Source organism: Caldimonas tepidiphila, from assembly GCF_003569765.1.
GTDB classification, from domain to species: Bacteria; Pseudomonadota; Gammaproteobacteria; order Burkholderiales; family Burkholderiaceae_C; genus Caldimonas; species Caldimonas tepidiphila.
This window is the reverse complement of record NZ_QXMG01000021.1, coordinates 19,131-44,579: the sequence shown is the minus strand read 5'-3', so window position 1 is coordinate 44,579 and position 25,449 is coordinate 19,131. Positions and strand designations below refer to the sequence as shown.

At 71.2% G+C, this 25,449-nt stretch carries 24 protein-coding genes; 19 read left to right on the top strand and 5 right to left on the bottom strand.

Going from position 1 to position 25,449, the window contains the following annotated elements; genetic code table 11:
* Positions 1 to 18 precede the first annotated feature (18 nt).
* On the bottom strand, positions 19 to 1,122 hold the full coding sequence (locus D3A59_RS14600) for an aromatic ring-hydroxylating oxygenase subunit alpha (RefSeq protein WP_119155718.1): 1,104 nt from the start codon (positions 1,120 to 1,122) through the stop codon (positions 19 to 21).
* 273 nt (positions 1,123 to 1,395) lie between these two features.
* On the opposite strand from D3A59_RS14600, the gene xseB reads away from it, so the two are divergent.
* The 3 genes from xseB to dxs are packed head-to-tail and all read left to right on the top strand — an operon-like array spanning position 1,396 to position 4,414.
* On the top strand, positions 1,396 to 1,635 hold the full coding sequence (gene xseB / locus D3A59_RS14595; protein ID WP_119155673.1) for an exodeoxyribonuclease VII small subunit: 240 nt from the start codon (positions 1,396 to 1,398) through the stop codon (positions 1,633 to 1,635).
* Entirely contained in the window at positions 1,620 to 2,522 is a 903-nt protein-coding gene (locus tag D3A59_RS14590; RefSeq protein WP_119155672.1) for a polyprenyl synthetase family protein, read from the top strand. Before xseB ends, D3A59_RS14590 begins: the two co-directional genes overlap by 16 nt.
* Entirely contained in the window at positions 2,522 to 4,414 is a 1,893-nt protein-coding gene (gene dxs, locus D3A59_RS14585; protein ID WP_119155671.1) for a 1-deoxy-D-xylulose-5-phosphate synthase, read from the top strand. The genes D3A59_RS14590 and dxs overlap by 1 nt, the downstream gene beginning before the upstream one ends.
* 60 nt (positions 4,415 to 4,474) lie before the next feature.
* Here dxs and selD read toward each other — a convergent pair whose 3' ends face one another.
* Positions 4,475 to 5,542 carry a selenide, water dikinase SelD gene (gene selD / locus D3A59_RS14580; protein WP_119155670.1) on the bottom strand — a complete coding sequence of 356 codons (1,068 nt, stop codon included), beginning with the start codon at positions 5,540 to 5,542 and terminating at the stop codon, positions 4,475 to 4,477.
* A 287-nt stretch (positions 5,543 to 5,829) separates the two neighbouring features.
* On the opposite strand from selD, the gene D3A59_RS14575 reads away from it, so the two are divergent.
* The 10 genes from D3A59_RS14575 to D3A59_RS14530 all read left to right on the top strand — a co-directional run bounded on the left by D3A59_RS14575 (position 5,830) and on the right by D3A59_RS14530 (position 14,656).
* On the top strand, positions 5,830 to 6,078 hold the full coding sequence (locus D3A59_RS14575; RefSeq protein ID WP_240636064.1) for a formate dehydrogenase: 249 nt from the start codon (positions 5,830 to 5,832) through the stop codon (positions 6,076 to 6,078).
* 33 nt (positions 6,079 to 6,111) lie between these two features.
* The gene (locus tag D3A59_RS14570) at positions 6,112 to 9,081 is read left to right on the top strand and encodes a formate dehydrogenase subunit alpha (RefSeq protein ID WP_119155668.1); all 2,970 of its coding nucleotides are present in this window, start codon (positions 6,112 to 6,114) and stop codon (positions 9,079 to 9,081) included.
* A 25-nt stretch (positions 9,082 to 9,106) separates the two neighbouring features.
* Positions 9,107 to 9,748, top strand: coding sequence for a formate dehydrogenase FDH3 subunit beta (gene fdh3B, locus D3A59_RS14565; RefSeq protein WP_119155667.1), 642 nt, complete (start codon positions 9,107 to 9,109; stop codon positions 9,746 to 9,748).
* On the top strand, positions 9,745 to 9,984 hold the full coding sequence (locus D3A59_RS14560) for a hypothetical protein (protein WP_205665199.1): 240 nt from the start codon (positions 9,745 to 9,747) through the stop codon (positions 9,982 to 9,984). Before fdh3B ends, D3A59_RS14560 begins: the two co-directional genes overlap by 4 nt.
* 26 nt (positions 9,985 to 10,010) lie before the next feature.
* Positions 10,011 to 11,189: a formate dehydrogenase subunit gamma gene (locus D3A59_RS14555; protein WP_119155666.1), complete on the top strand. Its 1,179-nt coding sequence runs from the start codon at positions 10,011 to 10,013 to the stop codon at positions 11,187 to 11,189.
* Positions 11,190 to 11,200: 11 nt separating this feature from the next.
* Positions 11,201 to 11,557 (top strand): hypothetical protein, encoded by a 357-nt coding sequence (locus D3A59_RS14550; RefSeq protein WP_119155665.1) that lies wholly within the window; start codon positions 11,201 to 11,203, stop codon positions 11,555 to 11,557.
* A gap of 163 nt (positions 11,558 to 11,720) precedes the next feature.
* Complete coding sequence (locus D3A59_RS14545) at positions 11,721 to 12,581, top strand: formate dehydrogenase accessory sulfurtransferase FdhD (protein WP_119155664.1); 861 nt, start codon at positions 11,721 to 11,723, stop codon at positions 12,579 to 12,581.
* A 62-nt stretch (positions 12,582 to 12,643) separates the two neighbouring features.
* The gene (gene dcd / locus D3A59_RS14540; RefSeq protein ID WP_119155663.1) at positions 12,644 to 13,213 is read left to right on the top strand and encodes a dCTP deaminase; all 570 of its coding nucleotides are present in this window, start codon (positions 12,644 to 12,646) and stop codon (positions 13,211 to 13,213) included.
* A gap of 145 nt (positions 13,214 to 13,358) precedes the next feature.
* Positions 13,359 to 14,258, top strand: a complete 900-nt coding sequence (gene ypfJ, locus D3A59_RS14535) for a KPN_02809 family neutral zinc metallopeptidase (RefSeq protein ID WP_119155662.1) — start codon at positions 13,359 to 13,361, stop codon at positions 14,256 to 14,258.
* Between the two features lie 5 nt (positions 14,259 to 14,263).
* Positions 14,264 to 14,656, top strand: a complete 393-nt coding sequence (locus D3A59_RS14530; RefSeq protein WP_119155661.1) for a DUF1801 domain-containing protein — start codon at positions 14,264 to 14,266, stop codon at positions 14,654 to 14,656.
* A gap of 22 nt (positions 14,657 to 14,678) precedes the next feature.
* Here D3A59_RS14530 and D3A59_RS14525 read toward each other — a convergent pair whose 3' ends face one another.
* Positions 14,679 to 14,975 carry an H-NS family nucleoid-associated regulatory protein gene (locus D3A59_RS14525; protein ID WP_240636063.1) on the bottom strand — a complete coding sequence of 99 codons (297 nt, stop codon included), beginning with the start codon at positions 14,973 to 14,975 and terminating at the stop codon, positions 14,679 to 14,681.
* 309 nt (positions 14,976 to 15,284) lie between these two features.
* Positions 15,285 to 15,680 (bottom strand): hypothetical protein, encoded by a 396-nt coding sequence (locus tag D3A59_RS14520; protein WP_119155660.1) that lies wholly within the window; start codon positions 15,678 to 15,680, stop codon positions 15,285 to 15,287.
* A gap of 149 nt (positions 15,681 to 15,829) precedes the next feature.
* Between D3A59_RS14520 and D3A59_RS14515 the strand changes: the two genes are divergently transcribed.
* Positions 15,830 to 17,581: a RecQ family ATP-dependent DNA helicase gene (locus D3A59_RS14515; RefSeq protein WP_119155659.1), complete on the top strand. Its 1,752-nt coding sequence runs from the start codon at positions 15,830 to 15,832 to the stop codon at positions 17,579 to 17,581.
* Positions 17,582 to 17,658: 77 nt separating this feature from the next.
* On the top strand, positions 17,659 to 18,282 hold the full coding sequence (locus D3A59_RS14510; protein WP_119155658.1) for a hypothetical protein: 624 nt from the start codon (positions 17,659 to 17,661) through the stop codon (positions 18,280 to 18,282).
* A 41-nt stretch (positions 18,283 to 18,323) separates the two neighbouring features.
* On the opposite strand, the gene ppc is transcribed toward D3A59_RS14510, so the two are convergent.
* On the bottom strand, positions 18,324 to 21,209 hold the full coding sequence (gene ppc, locus D3A59_RS14505) for a phosphoenolpyruvate carboxylase (protein ID WP_119155657.1): 2,886 nt from the start codon (positions 21,207 to 21,209) through the stop codon (positions 18,324 to 18,326).
* 112 nt (positions 21,210 to 21,321) lie between these two features.
* Between ppc and hemC the strand changes: the two genes are divergently transcribed.
* The 4 genes from hemC to D3A59_RS14485 are packed head-to-tail and all read left to right on the top strand — an operon-like array spanning position 21,322 to position 25,437.
* Positions 21,322 to 22,275 (top strand): hydroxymethylbilane synthase, encoded by a 954-nt coding sequence (gene hemC, locus D3A59_RS14500; protein WP_119155656.1) that lies wholly within the window; start codon positions 21,322 to 21,324, stop codon positions 22,273 to 22,275.
* Positions 22,272 to 23,072: a uroporphyrinogen-III synthase gene (locus tag D3A59_RS14495; RefSeq protein ID WP_119155655.1), complete on the top strand. Its 801-nt coding sequence runs from the start codon at positions 22,272 to 22,274 to the stop codon at positions 23,070 to 23,072. Before hemC ends, D3A59_RS14495 begins: the two co-directional genes overlap by 4 nt.
* A complete protein-coding gene (locus D3A59_RS14490; protein WP_336470420.1) occupies positions 23,069 to 24,190 on the top strand; it encodes a uroporphyrinogen-III C-methyltransferase in 1,122 nt (373 codons plus the stop codon). The genes D3A59_RS14495 and D3A59_RS14490 overlap by 4 nt, the downstream gene beginning before the upstream one ends.
* Before the next feature lie 2 nt (positions 24,191 to 24,192).
* Positions 24,193 to 25,437: a heme biosynthesis HemY N-terminal domain-containing protein gene (locus D3A59_RS14485; protein ID WP_119155715.1), complete on the top strand. Its 1,245-nt coding sequence runs from the start codon at positions 24,193 to 24,195 to the stop codon at positions 25,435 to 25,437.
* The last annotated feature ends 12 nt before the right edge of the window (positions 25,438 to 25,449 follow it).

The window sequence follows — 25,449 nt, the reverse complement described above, 5'->3', positions numbered from 1 at the left end:
GGGGAGGGAGGAGCCGTCTCAGCCGCGGAAGTTCAGCACCTTGCGGTACCACTCGTGGAAGTGCTGCATGCCGTCCTCCATCGGCGACTGGTAGGGGCCGACCTCGTTGTCGCCGCGATCCAGCAGCGCCTTGCGGCCCTGGTCCATGCGCAGGCCGATCTCGTCGTCCTCGATGCAGGTCTCCATGTAGGCGGCCTGCTCGGCCTCGACGAACTCGCGCTCGAAGGCGGCGATCTCCTCGGGGTAGTAGAACTCGACGACGTTGAGCGTCTTCTGCGGGCCCTTCGGGTAGAGCGTGGAGACCACCAGCACGTGCGGGTACCACTCGATCATCACGTTCGGGTAGTAGGTCAGCCAGATGGCGCCCTGCCTGGGCGGCTCGCCGTTGCGGTACTTCAGCAGCGCGTCGTGCCAGCGCTGGTAGGTCTTCGAGCCCGGCTTGCCGAAGGTCTTGGCCACGCCCACCGTCTGCACCGAGTACTCGCGGCCGAACTGCCAGCTCAGGTCGTCGCAGGTGACGAAGTTGCCGAGGCCGGGGTGGAAGGGGCCGACGTGATAGTCCTCGAGGTAGACCTCGATGAAGGTCTTCCAGTTGTAGTCGCACTCGTGCAGCTCGACCTTGTCGAGCACGTAGCCCGAGAAGTCGAACTGGTCGCGCACGCCCATGCCGGCGAGATCGGCCTCGATGTCGCGGCCGTTGTCCTCGAACAGCAGGCCGTTCCAGGAGCGGACCTTGTAGTTGTTCAGGTTCAGGCAGGGATCGCTCGCGAAGTGCGGCGCGCCGAGCAGCTGGCCCGACAGGCCGTAGGTCCAGCGGTGCAGCGGGCAGACGATGTTGCTCTTCGTGTTGCCGCGCCCGCGCAGCATCACCGCCTGGCGGTGGCGGCAGACGTTGGAGATGAGCTGCACGCCGTCCGGCGAGCGCACCAGCGCGCGGCCCTCGCCCTCCTGCGGCAGCGCGTAGTAGTCCCCCACTTCGGGGATGGCCAGTTCGTGCCCCAGATACCGGGGCCCATGCTGAAAGATGAGCTCCATCTCGCGACGAAACAGGTCGTCGTCGAAATACACCGATACCGGCAACTGCGACTGGCTTTGCTCGAGTGCAAGGCTTAGGTCTGACATGATCCCCAGGATCTCCAAAAACCAATGTCCAACCACCACCCCAAGGTGGGCTCCTTCCCGCTGCGGCGGGTGCAAACGACCGTGCCGCGTTTTCCTGTCGGCGGGGGAGGGTCGGCGGATTTGCGCGCTCGAAGGGGAACCGGCTATTGTACCCGGTGGGGAATGCGCGGACTTGACCTGCGCCAAGCCGCCCCGCCCCGCATGGATTTCCCGCCAGCCCGCCTTCGGGCCGTGCCCCGCCGGGGTGCATACAATCAGCTCTCGACTCACCAAATGCCCAAGACGTCCTCCCCCCCACCCGCCGCCGAACCGGCGAGCTACGAACAGGCGCTCGCCGAGCTCGAGCGCATCGTCGCCGAACTCGAATCGGGCCAGCTGCCGCTGGACCGCCTGCTCGAGGGCTACCAGCGCGGCGCGCGGCTGCTCGAGCACTGCCGCGCGCGGCTCGATGCCGTCGAGCAGCAGGTGAAGGTGCTGGAGGACGGTCAGCTCAAGCCATGGATGGAAACCTGAACACCGCCAGCTTCGAGCTGTGGTCGCGGCAGCAACTCGACCGCGTCGAGTCGGCCCTGGAGGCCTGGGTGCCGGCCGACGTGCCGGCGCGGCTCGGCGAGGCGATGCGCTACGGCGTGCTCGACGGCGGCAAGCGGCTGCGGCCGCTGCTGGCGCTGGCCGCCGCGGAGGCGGTCGGCGGGCACGAGCCCGCGGCGCTGCGCGCGGCCTGCGCGGTGGAGCTGATCCACGCCTACTCGCTGGTGCACGACGACATGCCCTGCATGGACAACGACGTGCTGCGCCGCGGCAAGCCGACCGTGCACGTGCGCTACGGCGAAGCGCTGGCGATGCTCGCCGGCGACGCGATGCAGGCGCTCGCCTTCGAGGTGCTGACGCCCGAGGACGGCTCGGTGCCGCCGGCGCTGCAGGCGCGGCTGTGCGCGCTGCTGTCGCGCGCCGCCGGCCACGCCGGCATGGCCGGCGGGCAGGCGATCGATCTCGCCAGCGTCGGCGAGAAGCTCGACGAGCAGGCGCTGCGCGAGATGCACCGCGGCAAGACCGGCTCGCTGCTGCATGCGAGCGTCATGATGGGCGCGGTCTGCGGCGCGCCGTCCGCGGCGGCGCTGGACGCGCTGTCGGACTTCGGCTGGAAGGTGGGTCTCGCCTTCCAGGTGGTCGACGACATCCTCGACGTCACGCAGGCCTCCGAGACGCTCGGCAAGACCGCCGGCAAGGACGCCTGCGACAACAAGCCGACCTACGTGTCGGTGCTCGGCCTCGACGCCGCCCGCCGTTACGCCGCCGAACTGCTCGACGGGGCGCATGCCGCGCTCGCGCGCAGCGGGCTGGCGGACACCCGATGGCTCAAGCTCCTGGCCGACAAGGTCGTGGACCGGCAAAGCTGATGACTCAATCCCTGCTTCAAACGATCGACTCCCCGGCCGACCTGCGGCGCCTGCCGCGTGCCGAGCTGCCGCGGCTCGCGGCCGAGCTGCGCGACTACCTGCTGCACAGCGTCGCCAAGACCGGCGGGCACCTGTCGTCCAACCTCGGCACGGTCGAGCTGACGATCGCGCTGCACTACGTCTTCGACACGCCGCGCGACCGGCTGGTGTGGGACGTCGGCCACCAGACCTACCCGCACAAGATCCTCACCGGTCGGCGCGACCGCATGCCGACGCTGCGCCAGCTCGGCGGCATGAGCGGCTTCCCGCGCCGCGACGAGAGCGAGTACGACACCTTCGGCACCGCGCACTCGTCGACCTCGATCTCGGCAGCGCTCGGCATGGCGCTCGCCGCCAAGCTCAAGGGCGAGGACCGCCGCGCGGTCGCGATCATCGGCGACGGCGCGATGACCGCCGGCATGGCCTTCGAGGCGCTGAACAACGGCGGCGTGTCGCAGGCCGACATGCTGGTCGTGCTCAACGACAACGACATGTCGATCTCGCCGCCGGTGGGCGCGCTCAACCGCTATCTCGCGCGGCTGATGTCGGGCCGCTTCTACGCCGCCGCGCGCGACACCGCGAAGTCGGTGCTGAAGAACGCGCCGCCCCTCTTCGAGCTCGCGCGCCGGCTCGAGGAGCACGCCAAGGGCATGGTCGCGCCGGGCACGATCTTCGAGGAGTTCGGCTTCAACTACGTCGGCCCGATCGACGGCCATGACCTCGACGCGCTGATCCCGACGCTGGAGAACCTGCGCAAGCTGAAAGGGCCGCAGTTCCTGCACGTGGTCACGAAGAAGGGCTACGGCTACAAGCTCGCCGAGACCGACCCGATCGCCTACCACGGCCCCGGCAAGTTCGACCCGAGCGTCGGCCTGAAGAAGCCGGCGACGCCGCCGAAGCAGACCTTCACGCAGGTCTTCGGCGAGTGGCTGTGCGACATGGCCGAGCGCGACGCGCGGCTCGTCGGCATCACGCCGGCGATGCGCGAGGGCTCGGGCATGGTCGAGTTCCACCGGCGCTTTCCCGAGCGCTACCACGATGTCGGCATCGCCGAGCAGCATGCGGTGACCTTCGCCGCGGGCCTGGCCTGCGAGGGCCTCAAGCCCGTGGTCGCGATCTACTCGACCTTCCTGCAGCGCGCCTACGACCAGCTGATCCACGACGTGGCACTGCAGAACCTGCCGGTGGTGTTCGCGCTCGACCGCGCCGGCATCGTCGGCGCCGACGGCGCGACGCACATGGGCGCCTTCGACATCGCCTTCGTGCGCTGCATCCCGAACATGAGCCTGCTGGCACCGGCCGACGAGAACGAGTGCCGCCAGATGCTCTACACCGCCTACCGCCAGGACCATCCGGTCGCGGTGCGCTACCCGCGCGGCAGCGGCGCGGGCGTCGCGGTGCAGTCCGAGATGGCCGAGCTCCCCTTCGGTCGCGGCGAGGTGCGCCGCGAGGGGCGGCGCATCGCGATCCTCGCCTTCGGCACGCTGCTGTACCCGGCGCTCGAGGCGGGGGCGCGGCTGGACGCCACGGTGGCGAACATGCGCTTCATCAAGCCGCTGGACACGGCGCTGGTGGCCGAGCTCGCGCGCAGCCACGACGCGCTCGTCACCGTCGAGGAGGGCTGCCTGCCGGGCGGCGCCGGCAGCGCGGTGGCCGAGGCGCTGCAGGCCGCAGGGCTGGCGACGCCGCTGCTGATGCTCGGCCTGAAGGACGAGTTCCTCGAGCACGGCGAGCCGGCCCAGCTGCTGGCGCAGCAGGGGCTGGACGCGGCCGGCATCGAGCGCGCGATACGCGAGCGCTTCCCGGCGCCGCAGCCCGCCGCGCTCGCTGAGCCGGTGGTGCTGCGGGCCTGAGCGAGCCGCGCGGCGGCCGCGGATCAGGGCGGCCGCCCGGGGCGCGCCCGCGCCGCGAGCTCAGCGCAGCTCGACGCGGGCTTCGCCCTCGTGCACCGCGCCGATCACCGCGGCCGCGTCGAAGCCCTGACGCGCGAACACCTCCAGCACTGCCTCGACGCTGTCCGGCGCGCAGCTCACCAGCAGCCCGCCGCTGGTCTGCGGGTCCGTGAGCAGCGCGCGCTCGCTGTCGGCGAAGCCCTGCGGCAGCGCCACCTGCTCGCCGTAGCTGCCCCAGTTACGGCCCGAGGCCCCGGTGACGAAGCCCTGCGCGGCGAGCTCGCGCACGCCCGGCAGCAGCGGCACGCGCGCCCACTCGAGCTCGACCGTGCAGCCCGCGCCGCGCGCGATCTCCAGCGCGTGGCCGGCCAGGCCGAAGCCCGTCACGTCGGTCATCGCGTGCACGCCCGGCAATGCGGCAAGCACCGGGCCGGGCGTGTTCAGCCGCGTCGTCGCGTCGATCATCGAGCGGTAGCCCTCGGCGTCGAGCCGCTCCTTCTTCAGCGCGGCCGACAGCACGCCAACGCCGAGCGGCTTGCCGAGCACCAGCACGTCGCCGGGCCGCGCGTCGGCATTGCGCTTGATGTGCGAGGGGTGCGCGAGGCCGAGCGCGACCAGGCCGTAGATCGGCTCCACCGAGTCGATCGTGTGGCCGCCCGCGATCGGGATGCCGGCGGCGGTGCAGACGCTCTGGCCGCCGCGCAGGATCTCGCCGATCGTCTCGAGCGGCAGCACGTTGATCGGCATGCCGACGATCGCCAGCGCCATGATCGGCCGCCCGCCCATCGCGTAGACGTCCGAGATCGCGTTGGTCGCGGCGATGCGGCCGAAGTCGAAGGGGTCGTCGACGATCGGCATGAAGAAGTCGGTCGTCGCGATCAGCGCCTGCTCGTCGTTGAGCCGGTAGACGGCGGCGTCGTCCGCGGTCTCGATGCCGACCATCAGCGCCGCGGGCAGCGGCAGCGCGCTGCCGCTGTGGGATTGCAGGATGCGGGCCAGCACGCCAGGGGCGATCTTGCAGCCGCAACCGCCGCCATGCGACAGCGAGGTCAGGCGCGGAGGGGTGAGGGGGGATGAAGTGGAGTTCATGCGTAAGGTCCAAGCCCGGGATAGCTTGCATCAATCGCCCGGATTGAAGAATTTTCTTTTGATCAATCTCAACTTATCAGGCTTCCTGCCGAAAATCTATGTTGAATTGTTCCTGTAAGTCTTTGATTCGTTGGTTTCCTGTAAGCCGCGCGTGAGCTTGTTCTGAACAATACCGCCTTCATACGTGTTTCACCTAATGGTGCGTTGTACACGCTCACTTACATTCGCGCCAGCCCTCTCGACTGCTCCACGCTTTCCAATTCAAAAGACGAGCGAAAGACCGCGACATGCAAAATCGTTCACATAACAAGGCCGCCGCGGCGCCCGGCGAAAACGCCGGGCTGAAGCGCCGCGGCATGCTGTTCGGCCTCGGTGCCGCCGGCGCGATGGCGGCGGTGGCGACCACCGCGGTCGTGCGCCAGGCACCGGCCGTGGCCGAGGCGCCGCAGCAGCCGGCTCCGCAGCCCCCCGAGAACGGCGGCGGCTATCACCTGTCGCAGCGCGTGCTGCGCTATTACGAAACCACCAAAGTCTGACCCCGGGGGGCCTGTCCCCCCTCAGGAGGAGTCATGTTGCTCACGCGCAAGTCTTCCGGCGCGGGTGCGGTCGCGCCTGTGTCGTCCCAATTCGTTTCCAGCCTGGTCCGCGGCGTCTCGCGCGCGATCCCGACCATGGACCGTCGCGCCTTCCTGCGCCGCTCGGGCCTGGGCGTCGGCGCGGGCCTCGTCGCCACGCAGCTGACGCTGGTGCGCAAGGCCGAGGCCGGCAACGCCGCCGCGGCCGGCACCGCCGGCTCCACCGGCAAGGTCGAGGTCAAGCGCACGGTCTGCGGCCACTGCTCGGTCGGCTGCGCGATCGACGCCGTGGTCGAGAACGGCGTCTGGGTGCGCCAGGAGGCGGTGTTCGACTCGCCGATCAACCTCGGCTCGCACTGCGCCAAGGGCGCGGCGGTGCGCGAGCACGGCCACGGCGAGTACCGGCTGAAGTATCCGATGAAGCTCGTCAACGGCAAGTACCAGCGCATCAGCTGGGACCAGGCCCTCGACGAGATCAGCAAGAAGATGCTCGAGCTGCGCCAGCAGAGCGGCCCGGACTCGCTGTTCGTGGTCGGCTCGTCCAAGCACAACAACGAGCAGGCCTACCTGCTGCGCAAGTGGATGAGCCTGTGGGGCAGCAACAACTGCGACCACCAGGCGCGCATCTGCCACTCCACCACCGTCGCGGGCGTCGCGAACACGTGGGGCTACGGCGCGATGACCAACTCCTACAACGACATGCAGAACGCCAAGGTGGCGCTCTACATCGGCTCGAACGCGGCGGAAGCGCACCCCGTGTCGATGCTGCACCTGCTGCATGCCAAGGAGACCGGCTGCAAGGTGATCGTGGTCGACCCGCGCTTCACCCGCACCGCGGCCAAGGCCGACGAGTACGTGCGCATCCGCTCCGGCACGGACATCCCCTTCCTGTTCGGCGTGATGTGGCACATCTTCAGGAACGGCTGGGAAGACAAGAAGTACCTCGAGGACCGCGTCTACGGCATGGACAAGGTCCGTGAAGAGGTGCTCTCGAAGTGGGATCCGAAGTCGGTCGAGGAGGCCTGCGGCGTCGACGAGGCCACGACCTACAAGGTCGCCAAGATGATGTCCGACAGCCGTCCGGGCACGATCGTGTGGTGCATGGGCCAGACCCAGCACACGATCGGCAACGCGATCGTGCGCGCCTCCTGCCTGCTGCAGCTGTCGCTGGGCAACGTCGGCAAGAGCGGCGGCGGCACCAACATCTTCCGCGGCCACGACAACGTGCAGGGCGCCACTGACGTCGGCCCCAACCCCGATTCGCTGCCCGGCTACTACGGCCTGGCCGAGGGCTCGTGGAAGCACTTCGCGAAGATCTGGGACCTCGACTACGAGTGGCTCAAGGGCCGCTACGCGCCGGGCATGATGAGCAAGTCCGGCATCACGGTCTCGCGCTGGATCGACGGCGTGCTCGAGAAGAACGAGCTGATCGACCAGGACTCGAACCTGCGCGGCCTGATCTTCTGGGGCCATTCGCCGAACTCCCAGACGCGCGGCCTCGAGATGAAGCGCGCGATGGACAAGCTCGACCTGCTGGTCGTGATCGACCCCTTCCCGAGCGCCACCGCCGCGATGGCGGCGATGCCGGGCGCGGCCGAGGACAGGAACCCGAACCGCGCCGTCTACCTGCTGCCCGCGTGCACGCAGTTCGAGACCTCGGGTTCGTGCACCGCGTCGAACCGCTCGATCCAGTGGCGCGAGAAGGTCATCGAGCCGCTGTGGGAGAGCCGCACCGATCACATGATCATGGCGCAGCTCGCCGACAAGCTCGGCTTCGGCAAGGAGCTGCTCAAGACCTACAAGATGGTCCCCGGCAAGGGCGGCATGCTCGAGCCCGAGGTCGAGTCGATCCTCAAGGAGATCAACAAGGGCCTGTGGACCATCGGCTACACCGGCCAGAGCCCGGAGCGCCTGAAGGCCCACATGCGCAACATGCACGTCTTCGACGTCAAGACGCTGCGCGCCAAGGGCGGCATCGACAAGGAGACCGGCTACAAGCTCGACGGCGACTACTTCGGCTTGCCGTGGCCGTGCTTCGGCACGCCCGAGCTCAAGCACCCCGGCTCGCCCAACCTGTACGACACCTCCAAGCACGTCATGGACGGCGGCGGCAACTTCCGTGCCAACTTCGGCGTCGAGCGCGAGGGCGTGTCGCTGCTGGCGGCCGACGGCTCGCACTCCAAGGGCGCGGACATCACCACCGGCTACCCCGAGTTCGACCACGTGTTGCTCAAGAAGCTGGGCTGGTGGGACGAGCTGACCGATGCCGAGAAGGCCGCGGCCGAGGGCAAGAACTGGAAGACCGACCTCTCGGGCGGCATCCAGCGCGTCGTGATGCAGAACCACGGCTGCCACCCCTTCGGCAACGCGAAGGCGCGCGCCGTCGTCTGGAACTTCCCCGACCCGATCCCGAAGCACCGCGAGCCGATCTACTCGACGCGCCCGGACATGGTCGCGAAGTACCCGACGCACGACGACCGCAAGGCCTTCTGGCGCCTGCCGACGCTCTACAAGTCGATCCAGGAGAAGAACGCCGACATCGGCAAGACCTTCCCGCTGATCATGACCTCGGGCCGCCTGGTCGAGTACGAGGGCGGTGGCGAGGAGACGCGCTCGAACCCGTGGCTGGCCGAGCTGCAGCAGGACATGTTCGTCGAGCTCAACCCGGTGGCGGCCAACGACCGCGGCATCCGCAACGGCGAGATGGTGTGGGTCAAGACGCCGACGGGCGCGAAGATCAAGGTCAAGGCGCTCGTCACCGAGCGCGTGGACCGCGAGACGGTGTTCATGCCCTTCCACTTCTCGGGCCACTGGCAGGGCCAGGACATGCTCGCCTACTACCCCGAGGGCGCGGCGCCGATCGTGCGTGGCGAGGCGATCAACACCGCCACCACCTACGGCTACGACAGCGTCACGATGATGCAGGAAACGAAGACCACGGTCTGTCAGGTCGAGAAGGCCTGAGAACGGTCGAGGTCAGGAGAATCACATGGCAAGAATGAAGTTCATCTGTGACGCCGAGCGCTGCATCGAGTGCAACGGCTGCGTCACCGCGTGCAAGAACGAGAACGACGTGCCCTGGGGCGTGAACCGCCGCCGCGTCGTCACCATCAACGACGGCGTGCCCGGCGAGAAGAGCATCTCGGTCGCCTGCATGCACTGCTCCGACGCGCCCTGCATGGCGGTGTGCCCGGTCGACTGCTTCTACCGCACCGACGAGGGCGTGGTGCTGCACGACAAGGACATCTGCATCGGCTGCGGCTACTGCAGCTACGCCTGCCCGTTCGGTGCGCCGCAGTTCCCGAGCAACGGCACCTTCGGCCTGCGCGGCAAGATGGACAAGTGCACCTTCTGCGCCGGCGGCCCCGAGAAGAACGGCTCGCAGGCCGAGTTCGAGAAGTACGGCCGCAACCGCCTCTCCGAAGGCAAGCTTCCCGCCTGCGCCGAGATGTGCTCGACCAAGGCGCTGCTCGGCGGCGACGGCGACGTCGTGGCCGACATCTTCCGCACCCGCGTCGTCAAGCGCGGCAAGGGCTCCGAGGTCTGGGGCTGGGGCACCGCCTACGGCAAGCCCACCCAGGGTGCGTCCGTCCAGCAACCCGCTCCCACCGCGGAGGTCGCCAAGTCATGAGCAAGCAACTGATCGCAAGCGCGCTGCTCGCAGCGCTGGCCGTGGGCGGCCTCGCCGCCTGCGGCGAGAAGCCGCAGACCGCCCAGGCCGCGTACAAGAAGTCCGAGGACCAGGCCTGGAAGGGCCCGAACACGGCCTTCTCGGCACCGGGCTGGCAGGCCGGCGACCAGACCAGCTGGCAGTCGCAGATCCGCACCCGCGGCCAGGGTCAGAACGACTACGCCCGCGCGAATTGAGCGCGCCGGCAAGTTCAGGAGACACCATGCAAGGCCTCATCCCCAGCGCGCTGCGGCGCGCTGCACTCGGCGGCGCGCTTGCGCTGTCGCTGTGCGGGCCGGCACTGGCCGCCGAGCCGCCGCAGCCGGGAGCCGCTCCCGCCGCTGCAGCGGCCGCGACGGCAGCGCCCGTCCTGCCCCCGGCCGGCTTCGTCGCGCCGGCCGAGCCGCGCGCCGACGAGACCAACGCCGAGCGCGCCAGAAGCCAGCCGCAGAACAACGCGCCGATGTGGCGCGCGGTGCGCGAGTCCGGCACCACCGAGGGCTACAGCAGCCTGCCGGCCGCCGAGTCCGGCGTGCTGATCCAGCGCTTCACGCAGTACCCGGGCTCGGCGCTCACCAACGCCGGCGAAGCCTGGCGCCAGGTGCGCAACCAGTGGCTGATCCCCTACGGCGGCTCGCTCGTGCTGATCGTGCTGCTGGCGATCGCGATCTTCTACTGGAAGAACGGCCCGCTCGAGAACCACGAGCCCGACACCGGCCGCAAGATCGAGCGCTTCACCGCACTCGAGCGCGCGGCGCACTGGACGGTGGCCGGCAGCTTCTCGCTGCTCGCGATCTCCGGCCTCGTGATGATGTTCGGCAAGTTCCTGCTGCTGCCCCTCATCGGCGGCACGCTCTTCGGCTGGCTGACCTATGCCCTGAAGAACGTGCACAACTTCGTCGGCCCGCTGTTCTCGGTCGGCCTCGTGCTGATGATCGCGCTGTTCATCAAGGACAACCTGCCCAAGGCGCACGACATCGACTGGCTCAAGAAGGGCGGCGGCCTGCTGACCGGTCAGCACGTCCCCTCGCACCGCTTCAACGCGGGCGAGAAGGTGCTGTTCTGGGGCGGCGTGTTCGTCCTCGGCATGATCGTCTCGGTCTCGGGCTTCTGGCTCGACAAGATCATCCCCGGCGCGGACTACACCCGCGGCGCGATGCAGATCGCGCACATGGTGCATGCGGTGGCGACCGTGCTGATGATGGCGATGTTCCTCGGACACATCTACATGGGCACGATCGGGGTGAAGGGCGCGCTCGACGCGATGCGCACCGGCGAGGTCGACGAGGCCTGGGCCAAGGAGCACCACGAGCTGTGGTACGACGACGTGAAGGCGGGCAAGATCCCCGCGCGGCGCAGCGCCGATGCGGGCGCGACGGGCCGGGCGGCCACGCAGGCCTGAGGAGCAACTCGATGAAGAAGACGCTGACGATGATCCTGCTGGCCGCGGCCGGCTCCATGGCGATGGCCAAGCTGCCGCCGCTGTCCGACGAGGCCAAGGCCAAGGCGGACGAGGCCAAGGCCAAGGCCGACCACACCGCGAAGGTCGACGCCTACAAGCTCTGCCTCGCGCAGGACCGCACCGCCGCGCACTACCTGCGCACCGCGAAGGACGCCAAGCCCGTCGCGACGGCCCCGTGCGCCGACCCGGGTGCCTTCCAGCCGCCCAAGCCGCTCGAGGCGGCCGCAGCGCACTCGCCCGCGGCCACCGCGGTCGCGCCGCCGGCCGACAAGAAGGCCGACGCGGCGCAGGCCGCCGCGAAGAAGTAAGCGACGCGGCGCGGGCCGCGTGCCCGCCGCCGCAGGGGACCGCTTCGGCCAGTCCGGAGCGGTCCTTTGTTTTTCGGCGGTCATCGGACGGGCGCCCGGATTGCCCGTCGTTCCCGATGCCGCTCCCGGCGCCCCCCGGCGTCCCGTTCCCGCCTCTGCCGTGATGACCGACCAGCCGAACCGCTCCCGCCCGCGGATGACCGCGGCCACCACCCGCTTCACGCAGGCCCTGACCGTGCTCGACGAGCACGGCGCCGAGCGTGCGGTGGAGATGCCCGCGGAGCGCGACCTCACCCTCTACCTCGACAGGCGCGAGCTGGTCACGCTGATGACGATGGGTGCGCAGCCCGAGCTACTCGCGCTCGGCTACCTGCGCAACCAGCGCTTCGTCGCCGACATCGCGCAGGTCGAGAGCGTGCAGGTCGACTGGGAGGTCAACGCCTGCGCGATCACCACCGCGGGCGGCGTCGCCGACATCGAGGCGCGCACCTCCCGGCGCATCGTCACCACCGGCTGCGGGCAGGGCACGGTGTTCGGCGGGCTGATGGACGAGATCGACTCCTTGGTGCTGCCCGGCACGCGCCTGTCGCAGCGCGCGCTCTACGCGCTGCTCGACGCGATGCGCCGCCACGAGACCATCTACAAGTCGGCCGGCTCCGTGCACGGCTGCGCACTGTTCGAGGTGCGGGGCGACGACGCCGGGCTGCTGATCTTCACCGAGGACGTCGGCCGCCACAACGCGCTCGACGCGATCGCCGGCTGGATGTGGCTCGAGGGCGTGGGCGGCGACGGCAAGCTGCTCTACACCACCGGGCGGCTGACGAGCGAGATGGTGATCAAGGCGGCGCAGATGGGCGTGGCGGTGGTGGTGTCGCGCTCTGGCATCACCGAGATGGGGCACCGGCTCGCGACGCAGCTCGGCATGGCGCTGTTCGCGCGCTGCACCAACCGCCACTTCCTGCTCTACAGCGGGCGCGAGCGCTTCGACGGCGAGCCCGCGCTCGCGCTGCCGCGCCGCGAATGATCGGCGCGCAAGGCCGTGTGCCGCGCGCTGCCTAGAATCCCGCCCTCGACACAGGAAAGCGCATGAGCATCAAGTCCGACAAGTGGATCCGCCGCATGGCCGAGCAGCACGGCATGATCGACCCCTTCGAGCCGGGGCAGGTGAGGAACGCCGCCGACGGCCACAAGATCGTCAGCTACGGCACCAGCAGCTACGGCTACGACATCCGCTGCGCGCGCGAATTCAAGATCTTCACCAACGTGCACAGCACCGTGGTCGACCCGAAGAACTTCGACGAGAAGAGCTTCGTCGACTTCGAGGGCGACACCTGCATCATCCCGCCCAACAGCTTCGCGCTCGCGAGGACGGTCGAGTACTTCCGCATCCCGCGCAACGTGCTGACGATCTGCCTGGGCAAGAGCACCTACGCGCGCTGCGGCATCATCGTCAACGTCACGCCCTTCGAGCCCGAGTGGGAGGGCTACGTGACGCTCGAGTTCAGCAACACCACGCCGCTGCCGGCCAAGATCTACGCCGGCGAGGGCTGCGCGCAGGTGCTGTTCTTCGAGAGCGACGAGGTCTGCGAGACCAGCTACAAGGACCGCGGCGGCAAGTACCAGGGCCAGCACGGCGTGACGCTGCCGAAGACCTGAGCGTGCCCTCCCGCGCGGGCTGCTCGCCGAGTGACCCCGCCCGCTTGCCCGGCATCGCAGCGAGCACACGCGCACCGCGCCGCCCCGGCGCTACGATGGTCCCGAGCCCTTCGGGCGACTTCGGACCCTCAGGCAGGACGCGGCGATGAGATGGCAAGGCGAGCGCGAGAGTGAGAACGTCGAGGACCGGCGCGGTGCCGGCCGCGGCTTCGGCGTGCCGGGCGGCCGCGGCCTGCGCATCGGCGGCGGCGGGCTGAGCCTCGGCGGCGTCGTGGTCGCGCTGGTGCTGAGCTGGCTGCTGGGCATCAACCCGCTGGTGCTGCTCGGGCTGGCGGGGGGCGAGGCGGTGCCGGGCGGTGGCCTACAGCGTCCCGCCGCGGAGCAGGGCGTGCCGGCGGACGACCAGCTCGGCCGCTTCGTCTCGGTGGTGCTCGCGAGCACCGAGGACGTATGGCGGCAGCAGCTGCCGGCGGCCACCGGCATGAGCTACCGCGAGCCGCGTCTGGTACTGTTCCGCGGCGCCACGCCCACCGCCTGCGGACGCGGGCAGTCGGCGATGGGGCCCTTCTACTGTCCCGCCGACGAGCGCATCTACATCGACCTCGGCTTCTACGACACGCTCAGGGAGCGGCTCGGCGCCCCCGGCGACTTCGCGCAGGCCTACGTGATCGCGCACGAGGTCGGCCACCACGTGCAGAAGCTGCTCGGGCTGACCGAGCGCGTCGATGCACAGCGCGGCCGCGTCAGCGAGCGCGAGTACAACGCGCTGAGCGTGCGGCTGGAGCTGCAGGCCGACTGCTTGGCCGGCGTCTGGGCGCACCATGCCGACGCGACGCGCCGCCTGCTCGAGCAGGGCGACATCGAGGAGGCGCTGAACGCCGCGGCGCAGATCGGCGACGACACCTTGCAGCGGCGCTCGCAGGGGCAGGTCGTCCCGGAGAGCTTCACGCACGGCAGCAGCGCGCAGCGCCAGACCTGGTTCCGGCGCGGCCTCGAAAGCGGCAGCCTGCGGCAGTGCGATACCTTCGACGGACGCATCGAGTGAACTCCATGAGACGAAGCTCGCGCTCCGGTGCGCTGATCGCAGCCTATTTCGACACGCTCGACCCTGCCGCCCGCTCGACGGTGCAGGAGCTGCGGCAGGCCGTGATGGCGGCGGCACCGCAGTTCCAGCAGGTGCTGAAGTGGGGAAACCTCTGCTTCCAGCTCGACGGGCGGACCCTGCTGATGATTTCGGCCCACAAGACGCACGCGAGCCTGCAGTTTTTCAACGGCGCCGCGCTCGCGGAGCAATTCCCGCAACTCGAGGGGCCGGGCCGGAGCGTGCGCCTGCTGAAATGGCGCTACAGCCAGCCCGTGAATCAGGCGCTGGTGCGGGAGTTGGCCGCGGCAGCCGTGCAACTCGGCCTGCCGGCTTCTTCCGGGAGCGAGGGGTCGTGCTGACGCGGCGCGGGCCGGGGCTACTTCAGTGGTCGGCGTTGGCACCCTGCGGCGCCACGCGCAATTCCTCGACGGTATAACCCTCGCGGATCAGCGCGTCCTTCAGCCACTGCGGCTGCGAACCCTCGCCGTCCCAGGTATGGCCGTGCACCGGATGGCGATAGCGCGGAGCATGCTCCTGCTGCTCGATTTTCGGCGCCGGCGCGCGCGCGATCTGCTCGGGCGTGATTCCCCAAAACTCCACCAGGGTGCGTGCTGCATTGAGTGCCGCGCGGCGGCGTGCTTCCCAGACCGGGTCGCGCATTTCGACGGAATTCGACATCGAAAGAAAACTGCTGAATTTCTTGCAACAAACTGAAAAGAGTACCGGAAATATCGACCCGGGCGTTTGAATCGAACTCCGGGTTTCCTTTGGCGGCAACTCAAGCTTAACTGAGCGGCATTTGCGTGCCGGGAGATGCGCGTACAGACAACGGGGTTTATATCCTCGTTGGCGCGACCCTGCTCGAATCCCGGCTCCTTGCGACGGAGCCGAGGCGCGCATTGTGCCGTGTCCCGTCGCGGCCGGTATTCCTGCCGGCGTCCTTCTCTCCCGCTGCCGTCTGGTGGACCCGGGCGGCGGCCGAAAAGTTCACACGCCGCCTTGCGGGTCCGACGGCGGCTCGCCCTCGCGCAGGGCGTCGCCCAGCCTGTCCTTGCCGCCGAGGACCTGCGCCTCGGCGGAGCCGGGGCTGCGCGCCGACTCGGGCTGCTGGTGCGCCTGCGGACCGAGCTTGCCCTGCTCGCTGTCGTGCACGCCGGCGGCGCCCTGCTGGGCCAGGCGGCCGTCGCGCGAACTGCCCGGCTGCATCTCGCTGCTGGCGTCACGACGCTCTCCCTGCGGCCGCTGGTTCTCGAGACCCTGCTGCGTCAGCCCGCTGGCGGCGTTGCTGCGCGTGTCAGAGGGGCTGCTCGACGGGCGCGACGAGGAGGTGCCGGCGGGGCCACCGTCGCGGTCCTGGGGGTTCGTGTCTTGCGGCCGGTTCATGTCGTGCTCCTTGCGTGAGGAATCGGGGGCGGAGGGGGGTGCGGAACATGCGGCAAGGGACGTGCCCTGCAGCAGGGTGGGGCCGCGTCAGGCACAGCGCTTGCCTCGCCGCCCGGATCCCCCCAGCCGCCTTACGTCCCGCACCCGCGATGTCTCAGAACCCCCCTTCCACCGCCTCCCGTGCCGCCCGCAGCGTCTGGCGCCAGGACCTGCCCCGGCTGCTGCGCCGCACCTTCGGGCTCGCGCGGCTGCGCGACGCGCAGGAGGCGGTGATCGAGCACATCATGGGCGGCCGGTCGACCCTCGCGGTGATGCCCACCGGTGCCGGCAAGTCGCTTTGCTTCCAGCTGCCGGCGCTGATGCTGCCCGGCCGCACCATCGTCGTCTCGCCGCTGATCGCGCTGATGAAGGACCAGTGCGACAAGCTGCGCGCCGAGGGCGTGCAGGCGGTGGCGCTGCACAGCGGCCTCAACGCCGCCGAGGCGGGTGAGGCCGACGCGGCGCTCGACGACGCGGCCACCCGGCTCGTCTACACCACGCCCGAGCGCCTCGCCGAGCCGGAATTCCTGCGCCGCCTGCGTGCGCACCCGGTGAGCCTGCTGGCGGTGGACGAGGCGCACTGCATCTCGCAGTGGGGGCACGACTTCCGGCCGGCCTTCCTCGAGATCGGCAGCGCCTGGGACGCGCTCGGCCGCCCGACGCTGCTGGCCCTGACCGCGACGGCGAGCGAGGAGGTGACGCGGGACATCGTCGCGCAACTCGGCGTGCCGGGCATCGAGATCGTGAACACCGGCGTCTACCGGGCGAACCTGCACTACCGCGTCTTCGCGCTCGTCGACGAGGACGAGAAGCTCGCGAAGCTGCTCGCGCTGCTGCGGCAGACCGAGGGGGCGGGAATCGTCTACGCGGCCACTGTCAAGGCGGTCGACATGCTGCATGCCGCGCTGCACGAGGCCGGCGAGTCCGTCACCCGCTACCACGGCCGTCTCGCCGCCGGCGAGCGGCGCGTCAACCAGGAGGCCTTCATGTCGGGCGAGGCGCGCGTGATGGTCGCGACCAACGCCTTCGGCCTCGGCATCGACAAGCCCGACACGCGCTTCGTGCTGCACTACCAGATGCCCGGCGGGCTCGACGCCTACTACCAGGAGTCCGGCCGCGCCGGCCGCGACGGGCAGGACGCGGTCTGCACGCTGCTCTACCGCACGCAGGACCGCGGCGTGCAGCAGTTCTTCCTCGCCGGCCGCTATCCCGACCGCGAGGATATCGGGGCGGTCTGTCGCGCGCTGCTCAAGCCGCCGCCGGACGGGGGCGCGTGGACGCTGCCGCGGCTGAAGGACACGCTGCAGCAGCCGGCCACCCGGCTGCAGGTGACGCTGAGGCTGATGCGCGAGCAGGGCCTGGTGCGCCTGAACCGCCGCCGCGAGATCCGGTTGCGCGACACGGCGCTCGACGGCGAGCGGCTCGACGCGATGGTGGCCGACTTCGAGGAGAAGGCGCAGCACGACCGCGAGATGCTCGAGCGCATGGTGTTCTACAGCCAGACGGGCGGCTGCCGCTGGCGCGTGCTGCTGGAACACTTCGAGGAGGGGCCGCCCTTCGACCGCTGCGGCCACTGCGACAACTGCGTGCGCACCGCCGCGCACCTGGCCGAGGCGCGCGCCGCGGCCCAGGCGCATGCGCAGGCGGCGCGCGAGCAGGCCGTGCAGGACCCGCAGGAGGCGCTGCTCACCGGCGCGCCGCCGCCGCGCTCGCCGCACGCAGCCTTCGACCTCGGCGATGCGGTGCGGGTGCCGCGCTACGGCGTCGGCGAGGTCACGGACGCGGACGCCGAGAGCGTCACGGTCGAGTTCCCGGACGGGCGCCGGCGCAGCTTCGTCGCGCAGTACGTCGAGCCGGCCTGAGCGCGGCGCGGGGCACGCCGGTTGCTGCACGGGTGGACCGAGGCCCGCGGGCCGCAGTACACGACGAGGAGAAAGACATGGCGCACAGCAACATCGCCGGTTCCGACGACATTCCCCAGCAGGCCGCCGGCCGCAGCACCGCCGACCTGGGTCCCAGCGACACCACCGACAGCGGCAGCGACATCATCGGCGCCGAGGGCGTCGGCCTGGACACCGCCGACGACCTCGACAGCGGCACCACCTCCGACAGCAACAGCGCCGCGGGCGCCGGGCTCGACATCGGCGACGCCAACCTCGACAGCGACAGCGACTCCACCGGCACCGGCGAGCGCCGCGCCGCCGGGCGCGACAACGGCTTCCGCGAGGCCGACGACATCTCGCCCGACCAGATTACGCGCGACCCCGGTGGCCTGCTCGGCGGCGAGGACCCGGGCGGCATCGGCGTGAGCAGCGACCGGGACGATCCGCGCCGCACGGGCGAGCTCGACCTCGCCGACGACCTCGACGAGGGCCGCTACGCGCAGGAGCAGGCCGACCAGGACGATGCCGCCGGCAGCGTCAACACATCGGCGATCGACAATTCCACCGAGTCGCTCGGTTACACCGATCCTGAGAACGAGCAGGACTCCGACCGCGACCGGGGCATCCCGGTCGGCGGCGGGGGCGGCACGGCCAGCCAGGGCCGCAGCGGCGCGCCCTGAGCTTTCCCGGGCCGGGGAGCCCGGGACCCTGCGGGCCGTCCTCAGCCGGTGTTGCGCAGGCCTGCGGCGACGCCGTTGATCGACAGGTGGATGCCGCGCTGCACGCGCTCGTTGACGAGCCCGCTCTCCTTCTGCGCGCGGTAGCGCCGCATCAGTTCGACCTGCAGGTGGTTGAGCGGGTCGAGGTAGGGGAAGCGGTGCTCGATCGAGCGGGCGAGCGCCGGGTTGGCCGCGAGCCGCTGGTTCTCGCCGGTGATGAGCTCGAGCGCCTCGTGCGTGCGTTGCCACTCGGCCTCGATCGCGCCGAAGATGCGCTTGGCCAGCTTGCGGTCCTCGACCAGGTCGAGGTAGCGGCGCGCCAGGCCCAGGTCGGTCTTGGCCAGCACCATGTCCATGTTCGACAGCAGCGTGCGGAAGAAGGGCCACTGCTTGTGCATGCGCTGCAGCAGCTTCAACTGCTTGTCGCGCTGCGCCTCGTCGCTGCCGAGCAGCGCGGCGACCGCCGAGCCGAAGCCGTACCAGCCGGTGAGCGCGACGCGGCACTGGCCCCACGAGAAGCCCCAGGGGATGGCGCGCAGGTCCTCGATCGCGCGCGTGGCCTTGCGCGAGGCCGGGCGCGAGCCGATGTTGAGCTCGGCGATCTCGCGGATCGGCGTCGCGGCGAAGAAGTAGTCGGTGAAGCCGGCGGTCTCGTAGACGAGCTTGCGGTAGGCCGCCATGCTGGCCGTCGAGATCGCCTCGGCGGCCTCGAGGAAGGACTTCGGCGCGCTCTTGGCCGGCTGCAGCAGCGTCGCCTCGAGCGTCGCGGCCACCAGCGTCTCGAGGTTGCGGCGGCCGATCTCCGGGTGCGCGTACTTCGACGCGATCACCTCGCCCTGCTCGGTGAGGCGGATCTGGCCGTTCACGGTGCCCGGCGGCTGCGCGAGGATGGCCTGGTAGCTCGGGCCGCCGCCGCGGCCCACGGTGCCGCCGCGGCCGTGGAAGAGGCGCAGCGTGATGCGCTCGTTCTCCGCGCCGTCCTTGCCGGCCCCCGCGTTGAGCGCGTCGAACATCCCGACCAGCGCGACTTCCGCGCGGTAGAGCTCCCAGTTGCTCGTGAAGAAGCCGCCGTCCTTGTTGCTGTCGCTGTAGCCGAGCATCACGTCCTGCTCGGCGCCGCCGCGGCGCACCAGGTCCAGCACGCCGGGCAGCGCATAGAACTCGCGCATGATCGGCGCGGCATTGCGCAGGTCGCCGATGGTCTCGAACAGCGGCACGACGATCAGGTCGGCCTGCGCCTCGTCGTCGAGCGTGCCGCGCAGCAGGCCCGCCTCCTTCTGCAGCACCAGCACCTCCAGCAGGTCGCTGACCGTCTCGGTGTGGCTGATGATGTAGTGGCGGATCGCCTGCGGGCCGAAGGCCGCGCGCATCTCGCCCGCGCACTCGAAGATGCCGAGCTCGCTCTGCGTGTGCTCGCTGTAGCGCGCGCCGCGCACGCGCAGCGGCCGCGCGTCGTTGAGCAGCTTCATCAGCAGCGCGACCTTGGCCGGCTCGGCCAGGCCGCTGTAGTCGGGCTCGAGCCGCGCCACCGACAGCAGCTCGTGCACCACCTCCTCGTGGCGGTCCGAGCTCTGGCGCAGGTCCACGGTGGCGAGGTGGAAGCCGAAGACCTGCACCGCGCGCATCAGCGGGTGCAGCCGCGTGGCGGCCATGGCGCTCGCGTGGTGCGAGGCGAGCGAGGCGTCGATCACGCGCAGGTCGGCCAGGAAGTCCTCGGCCGCCTCGTACGGGACCGACGGGGCGACGGCGTGGCGCAGCGCCTCGGTGCCGGTGAGCTTCTCGAGCGTCGCCGCGAGCCGCGCGTACATGCCGATCAGCGCGCGGCGGTAGGGCTCGTCCTCGCGGTGCTCGTTGCGGTCGGGCGAGCTCTCGGCGAGCTGCCGCATCCCGGGCGTGACCTGCACCAGCGTGCCCGACATCGACAGCTCCGCGCCGAGCTCGTGCACCTCGGTCAGGTAGTGGCGCAGCGCCGTCTCGCCCTGGCGCGCCAGCGCGAAGCGCAGCGTCTCGGCGGTGACGAAGGGGTTGCCGTCGCGGTCGCCGCCGATCCAGTTGCCCATGCGGAAGAAGGGCGCGACCTCGAAGCCCGGCAGCAGCCGCTCGAGCTCGCGGTACATCGCCGGGATCTGGCGCAGGAAGGTGGTGTGGTAGTAGGAGAGCGCGTTGTCGATCTCGTTGGCCACCGTGAGCTTGGTGTGGCGCAGCATGCGCGTCTGCCACAGCTGCGTGACGCGCGCGCGCAGCTGCGCCTCGTTGTCGGCGAGCTCGCGCTCGCTGCGCAGCTCGTCGCGCTGGCCGATCAGCGCCGCGACCGCGCGCTCGGCGTCGAGGATGGACTTGCGCTGCACCTCGGTGGGGTGCGCGGTCAGCACCGGCGAGATGTAGGCGCGCTCGAGCATGCGCGCGACGTCGGCTGCGCGCACCTCCTGCTCGGCCAGGCGCTCGAAGCTCATCGCGAGCGACCCCTCCTGCAGGTGGCCCTGGCGCTCGTGGTGCTCGCGGCGGCGCACGTGGTGGCGGTCCTCGGCGATGTTGGCCAGGTGCGAGAAGTAGCTGAAGGCGCGGATCACGCTCACCGTCTGGTCGGTCGACAGGTTCTTCAGCACCCGGTCGAGCGTGCGCCCGGCCTGCGCGTCGGCCTTGAGCCGGTAGCCCACCGCGAGCTGGCGGATGCGCTCGATCAGCTCGAAGGCCTCCTTGCCCTCCTGCTCGCGGATCACGTCGCCGAGGATGCGGCCGAGCAGCCGGATGTCCTCGCGCAGCGGGCGGTTCTTCTCCTCCGCGTCGCGCAGCGCGCTGGTCTTGCGCGGTGCGGCGGCGCGGGCCGGCTCGGCGGGCTCCGGCGTGACGGCCGGGGAGGGGGGCTGGGATCGTGCGGCGCGCGGCATGGGTCTCCGTGAGGGCAGGGTTGGAAATCTTTCTTGCCGCGCAATCTAGCACCAGCGGCGCGCGGCACCCCCGCGCGGCGATCGCGACAGGCCCGCCTGCTAGCATGCCGGGATGCTGCCCCAAGACCATTCCGACCCGCGCGCACCGTGGGTCATCGCCACCCGTGAGAGCCGGCTCGCCCTGTGGCAGGCCGAGCATGTGCAGGCGCTGCTGCGCGAGCGCTTCGGCCACCCCGTCGAGCTGCTCGGCATGACCACGCGCGGCGACCAGATCCTCGACCGCACGCTGTCCAAGGTCGGCGGCAAGGGCCTGTTCGTCAAGGAGCTCGAGGTCGCGCTCGAGGAGGGCCGCGCCCACCTCGCGGTGCACTCGCTCAAGGACGTGCCGATGGAGCTGCCCGAGGGCTTCGTGCTCGCCGCCGTGCTCGAGCGCGAGGACCCGCGCGACGCCTTCGTGTCGAACCACCATGCCTCGGTCGACGAGCTGCCGCAGGGCGCCGTCGTGGGCACCTCGAGCCTGCGCCGCGTCGTGCAGCTGCGCGCGATGCGGCCCGACCTGCGCGTCGAGCCGCTGCGGGGCAACCTGGACACGCGGCTGCGCAAGCTCGACGAGGGCCACTACGACGCGATCGTGCTCGCGGCGGCTGGCCTGGTGCGCCTGGGCCTCGCGCCGCGCATCCGCGCGGTGTTCGAGCCCGGCGCGATGATCCCGGCAGCCGGCCAGGGCGCCCTCGGCATCGAGGTGCGCACCGGGCAGGCGGCGCTGCGCGAGAAGCTCGCGACGCTGGTGCACCAGCCCAGCTGGCTCGCGGTGCATGCCGAGCGCGCCGTGTCGCGCACGCTCGCCGGCAGCTGCAGCGTGCCGCTCGCCGCGCACGCGACCTGGCACGGCGAGGAGCTGCGCCTCGCCGCCGCGATCGGCGACCCGAACGCCGCCGAGGCGCCGCTGCTGCGCTCGCACGCCGCCGGCCCCGTGCTCGACACCGCCGCCGCCGAGGCGCTCGGCGTGCAGGCGGCCGAGGCGCTGCTCGCGCAGGGCGCCGACCGCATCCTGAAGAGCCTGTGACGGCGGGCCCGAGGCTGCTGGTCACGCGGCCGGCCGCGCAGGCGCACGGCTGGGTCGAGCGCCTGTGCGCTGCCGGCGTCGATGCCGTGGCGCTGCCGCTGATCGAGATCAGCGACGCGCCCGACCCCGCCGCGGTCGAGGCGGCGTGGCGCGCGCTCGCCGGCTACCGGCTCGCGGTGTTCGTCAGCCCCAATGCCGCGCAGCGCTTCTTCGCCGCGCGGCCGCCGGGGCTGGGCTGGCCGGCGGGGACACTCGCCGGCTCGACCGGGCCGGGCACCACGCGCGCGCTGCACGACGCGGGGATGCAGCCGCCGCAGTGGGTCGCGCCGCCGGACGACGCGCCGCAGTTCGACTCCGAGGCGCTGTGGGCGCTGGTCCGCGACTGGCCTTGGCAGGGGCGGCGCGTGCTCGCGGTGCGCGGCGACGGCGGCCGCGACTGGCTCGCGGCGCGGCTGCGCGAGGCGGGCGCCGAGGTCGACTTCGTCGCCGCCTACCGCCGCCAGGCGCCGCGCCTCGACGCGGCGGGCCGCGCGCTGCTGGACGCGGCGCTCGCCGCGCCGGCGCGGCACCTGTGGTTCTTCAGCAGCTCCGAGGCGATCGACAACCTGCTCGCGCTGTGCGCGGCCGAGCCCGACCGCGCCCTGCCGCAGTGGCGCGAGGCGCGCGCGCTGGCGAGCCACCCGCGCATCGCCGAGCGGGCGCGCCGCGCCGGCTTCGGCCAGGTCGTCGAGGTGACGCCTTCTCCGGCCGCGGTCGTGGCAGGCATCGGCCGCGTCCTACAATCGCCGGCACCGTGAGCGAGATTCCAGACCGACCGGCCGCCGTCGACGAGGCGGCCTCCCCTCCTTCCTCCACCCCCGCGGCGCGACCCGCCGAGAGCGGCTCCGCAAGCCGGGGCCTGATGTGGGCCGGCCTGGCCGGCCTGCTGGTGCTGACCGTCGGCAGCGTCGTGCTGGCCTACCAGTCGCACGAGCGCGTGATGCGCCTGGAGCAGGAACTGGTGCGCCGCCAGCAGGACAGCCAGGGCCAGGCCACCGAGGCGCGGGCCCTGGCGCGCCAGGCGCAGGAAGTCTCCACCGAGGCCAACGCGAAGGCCGCGCTGCTCGAGGCGCGGCTCGCCGAGGTGGCGCTGCAGCGCAGCCAGCTCGACGAGCTGATGCTGTCGCTGTCGCGCTCGCGCGACGAGAACCTGCTGGTCGACGTCGAGGCCGCGCTGCGCGTCGCGCTGCAGCAGGCCTCGATCACCGGCAGCGCCGAGCCGCTGGTGGCCGCGCTGCGCTCGGCCGAGGAGCGCCTGGCGCGGCTGAACCAGCCGCGCCTCGAAGGCGTGCGCCGCGCGGTGCTGCGCGACCTCGAGCGCATCGAGGCGGTCAATCTCGCCGACGTGTCGGCGCTGGTGATGCGCATCGACGAGGCGATCCGGCAGGTGGACGAGCTGCCGCTGCAGTCCTCGCCCGCAGCGCGCGCGCCCGCCCCCTCGGCGTCCTCCCGCGCGGCCGCCGCGCCGGCGCCGGGCGCGAGTGCGCCTGCCGCCCCGTCGATCGGCGAGCTCGCCTGGTGGCGACAGGCCGGGGCGCTGGTCTGGCACGAGGTGCGCGACCTGGTGCGCGTCACGCGCATCGACCGCCCCGAGGCGATGCTGGTGGCGCCGGAGCAGGGCTACTTCCTGCGCGAGAACCTCAAGCTGCGCCTGCTCAACGCGCGGCTGGCGCTGCTGAGCCGCCAGTTCGACACCGTGCAGTCCGACCTGGAGGTCGCGTCGCGCTCGATCCAGCGCTATTTCGACCCCCGCTCGCGCCGCACCACGACCGTGCAGGACCTGATCCGGCAGGTCGCCGACCAGGCCCGCCACTCCAGCGTGCCGCGGCCGGACGAGACGCTCGCGGCCCTGACCGCAGCCACCGCGGGGCGTTGACGATGCGCGCGATCATCTGGCTGGTGCTGCTGTTCGCCGTCGCGGTGGTGAGCGCGACCGCGTTCGGCCGCAACGACGCGCTCGTCACCTTCTACTGGGCGCCGTGGCGGCTCGACCTGTCGCTGAACCTGTTCCTGATCGCGCTGGTGCTCGGCTTCCTGACGATCTACGCCTTCGTCAACGGCGTCGGCGCGCTCGTGCGGCTGCCGGCGCGCGCCCGCGAGTGGCGCAACGCCAAGCGCGAGCGGCTGGCGCAGCAGGCGCTGCGCGAGGCGCTGTCGCTGTACTTCGGCGGCCGCTACAGCCGCGCGCACAAGGCGGCGCAGCGCGCGCTCGCGATCCAGGCCGAGACCCGCGGCATTGACGATGACCGGGAGTTCACGATGCTCGGCGAGCTGCTGGCCGCGGGCAGCATGCACCGGCTGCAGGACCGCGCCCGGCGCGACGATCACCTCGCGCGCGCGCTCGGCGCCGGAGGCTCGCCGGCCACGCGTGCCGCGGAGGAGGGCGCGCGGCTGCTGGCGGCCGAGTGGGCGCTCGACGACCGCGACGCGGAGCGGGCGCTGCAGCTGATCGGCGAGCTCGCGCCCGGCGTCGCGCGACGCACGCAGGCGCTGCGCCTGAAGCTGCAGGCCTCGCAGCTCGCGCTGCAGCCGCTCGACGCGCTGAAGACCGCGCGGCTGCTGGCCAAGCACCAGGCCTTCTCGCCGGGCGCGGCCAAGGGCCTGCTGCGCTCGCTCGCCTGCGACGCGCTCGATTCGGCCTACGACGCCGACCAGCTGCGCCGCGTCTGGCAGCAGCTCGAGGTCGCCGACCGACGCGACCCCTTCGTCGCCGCGCATGCCGCGCAGCGCATGGGCGTGCTCGGCGGCCGCGCCGAGGCCCGCGCCTGGCTGCGCCCCTTCTGGGACCACATCGCCGAGCGCAGCGAGGACGAGCGCGCGGTGCTCGCCGACGCCCTGGTCTCGTGCATCGAGGGCATCGAGCCGGAGTGGCTGCCGCGGCTCGAGGCGGCGGGCCGCCTGCAGCCGCGCGACGCCGCGCTCAGCCATGCGATCGGCCGTGCGCTTGCCGCGGTGCAGCTCTGGGGCAAGGCGAGGCAGCAGCTCGAGGTCAGCGCGATCGATGCGACGCTGCCCGCGGTGCAGCGCCGCGATGCCTGGCTGCGCCTTGCGGAGATCGCGGAGCGCGAAGCCGACCTCGAACGTGCGACGGAATGTTACCGGCAGGCCGCGCTTGTTGCGTAGCTCGCAAAAAAC

Coding starts and splice junctions, on each gene's coding strand:
- D3A59_RS14485 (WP_119155715.1), top strand. CDS start 24,193: ATGCGCGCGATCATCTGGCTGGTGCTGCTGTTCGCCGTCGCGGTGGTG.
- selD (WP_119155670.1), bottom strand. CDS start 5,542: ATGAACTCCACTTCATCCCCCCTCACCCCTCCGCGCCTGACCTCGCTG.
- D3A59_RS14590 (WP_119155672.1), top strand. CDS start 1,620: ATGGATGGAAACCTGAACACCGCCAGCTTCGAGCTGTGGTCGCGGCAG.
- D3A59_RS14515 (WP_119155659.1), top strand. CDS start 15,830: ATGTCTCAGAACCCCCCTTCCACCGCCTCCCGTGCCGCCCGCAGCGTC.
- D3A59_RS14550 (WP_119155665.1), top strand. CDS start 11,201: ATGAAGAAGACGCTGACGATGATCCTGCTGGCCGCGGCCGGCTCCATG.
- D3A59_RS14530 (WP_119155661.1), top strand. CDS start 14,264: ATGAGACGAAGCTCGCGCTCCGGTGCGCTGATCGCAGCCTATTTCGAC.
- D3A59_RS14560 (WP_205665199.1), top strand. CDS start 9,745: ATGAGCAAGCAACTGATCGCAAGCGCGCTGCTCGCAGCGCTGGCCGTG.
- D3A59_RS14555 (WP_119155666.1), top strand. CDS start 10,011: ATGCAAGGCCTCATCCCCAGCGCGCTGCGGCGCGCTGCACTCGGCGGC.
- D3A59_RS14570 (WP_119155668.1), top strand. CDS start 6,112: ATGTTGCTCACGCGCAAGTCTTCCGGCGCGGGTGCGGTCGCGCCTGTG.
- xseB (WP_119155673.1), top strand. CDS start 1,396: ATGCCCAAGACGTCCTCCCCCCCACCCGCCGCCGAACCGGCGAGCTAC.
- D3A59_RS14600 (WP_119155718.1), bottom strand. CDS start 1,122: ATGTCAGACCTAAGCCTTGCACTCGAGCAAAGCCAGTCGCAGTTGCCG.
- fdh3B (WP_119155667.1), top strand. CDS start 9,107: ATGGCAAGAATGAAGTTCATCTGTGACGCCGAGCGCTGCATCGAGTGC.
- D3A59_RS14520 (WP_119155660.1), bottom strand. CDS start 15,680: ATGAACCGGCCGCAAGACACGAACCCCCAGGACCGCGACGGTGGCCCC.
- dcd (WP_119155663.1), top strand. CDS start 12,644: ATGAGCATCAAGTCCGACAAGTGGATCCGCCGCATGGCCGAGCAGCAC.
- D3A59_RS14525 (WP_240636063.1), bottom strand. CDS start 14,975: ATGTCGAATTCCGTCGAAATGCGCGACCCGGTCTGGGAAGCACGCCGC.
- D3A59_RS14575 (WP_240636064.1), top strand. CDS start 5,830: ATGCAAAATCGTTCACATAACAAGGCCGCCGCGGCGCCCGGCGAAAAC.
- ypfJ (WP_119155662.1), top strand. CDS start 13,359: ATGAGATGGCAAGGCGAGCGCGAGAGTGAGAACGTCGAGGACCGGCGC.
- D3A59_RS14545 (WP_119155664.1), top strand. CDS start 11,721: ATGACCGACCAGCCGAACCGCTCCCGCCCGCGGATGACCGCGGCCACC.
- hemC (WP_119155656.1), top strand. CDS start 21,322: ATGCTGCCCCAAGACCATTCCGACCCGCGCGCACCGTGGGTCATCGCC.
- dxs (WP_119155671.1), top strand. CDS start 2,522: ATGACTCAATCCCTGCTTCAAACGATCGACTCCCCGGCCGACCTGCGG.
- ppc (WP_119155657.1), bottom strand. CDS start 21,209: ATGCCGCGCGCCGCACGATCCCAGCCCCCCTCCCCGGCCGTCACGCCG.
- D3A59_RS14510 (WP_119155658.1), top strand. CDS start 17,659: ATGGCGCACAGCAACATCGCCGGTTCCGACGACATTCCCCAGCAGGCC.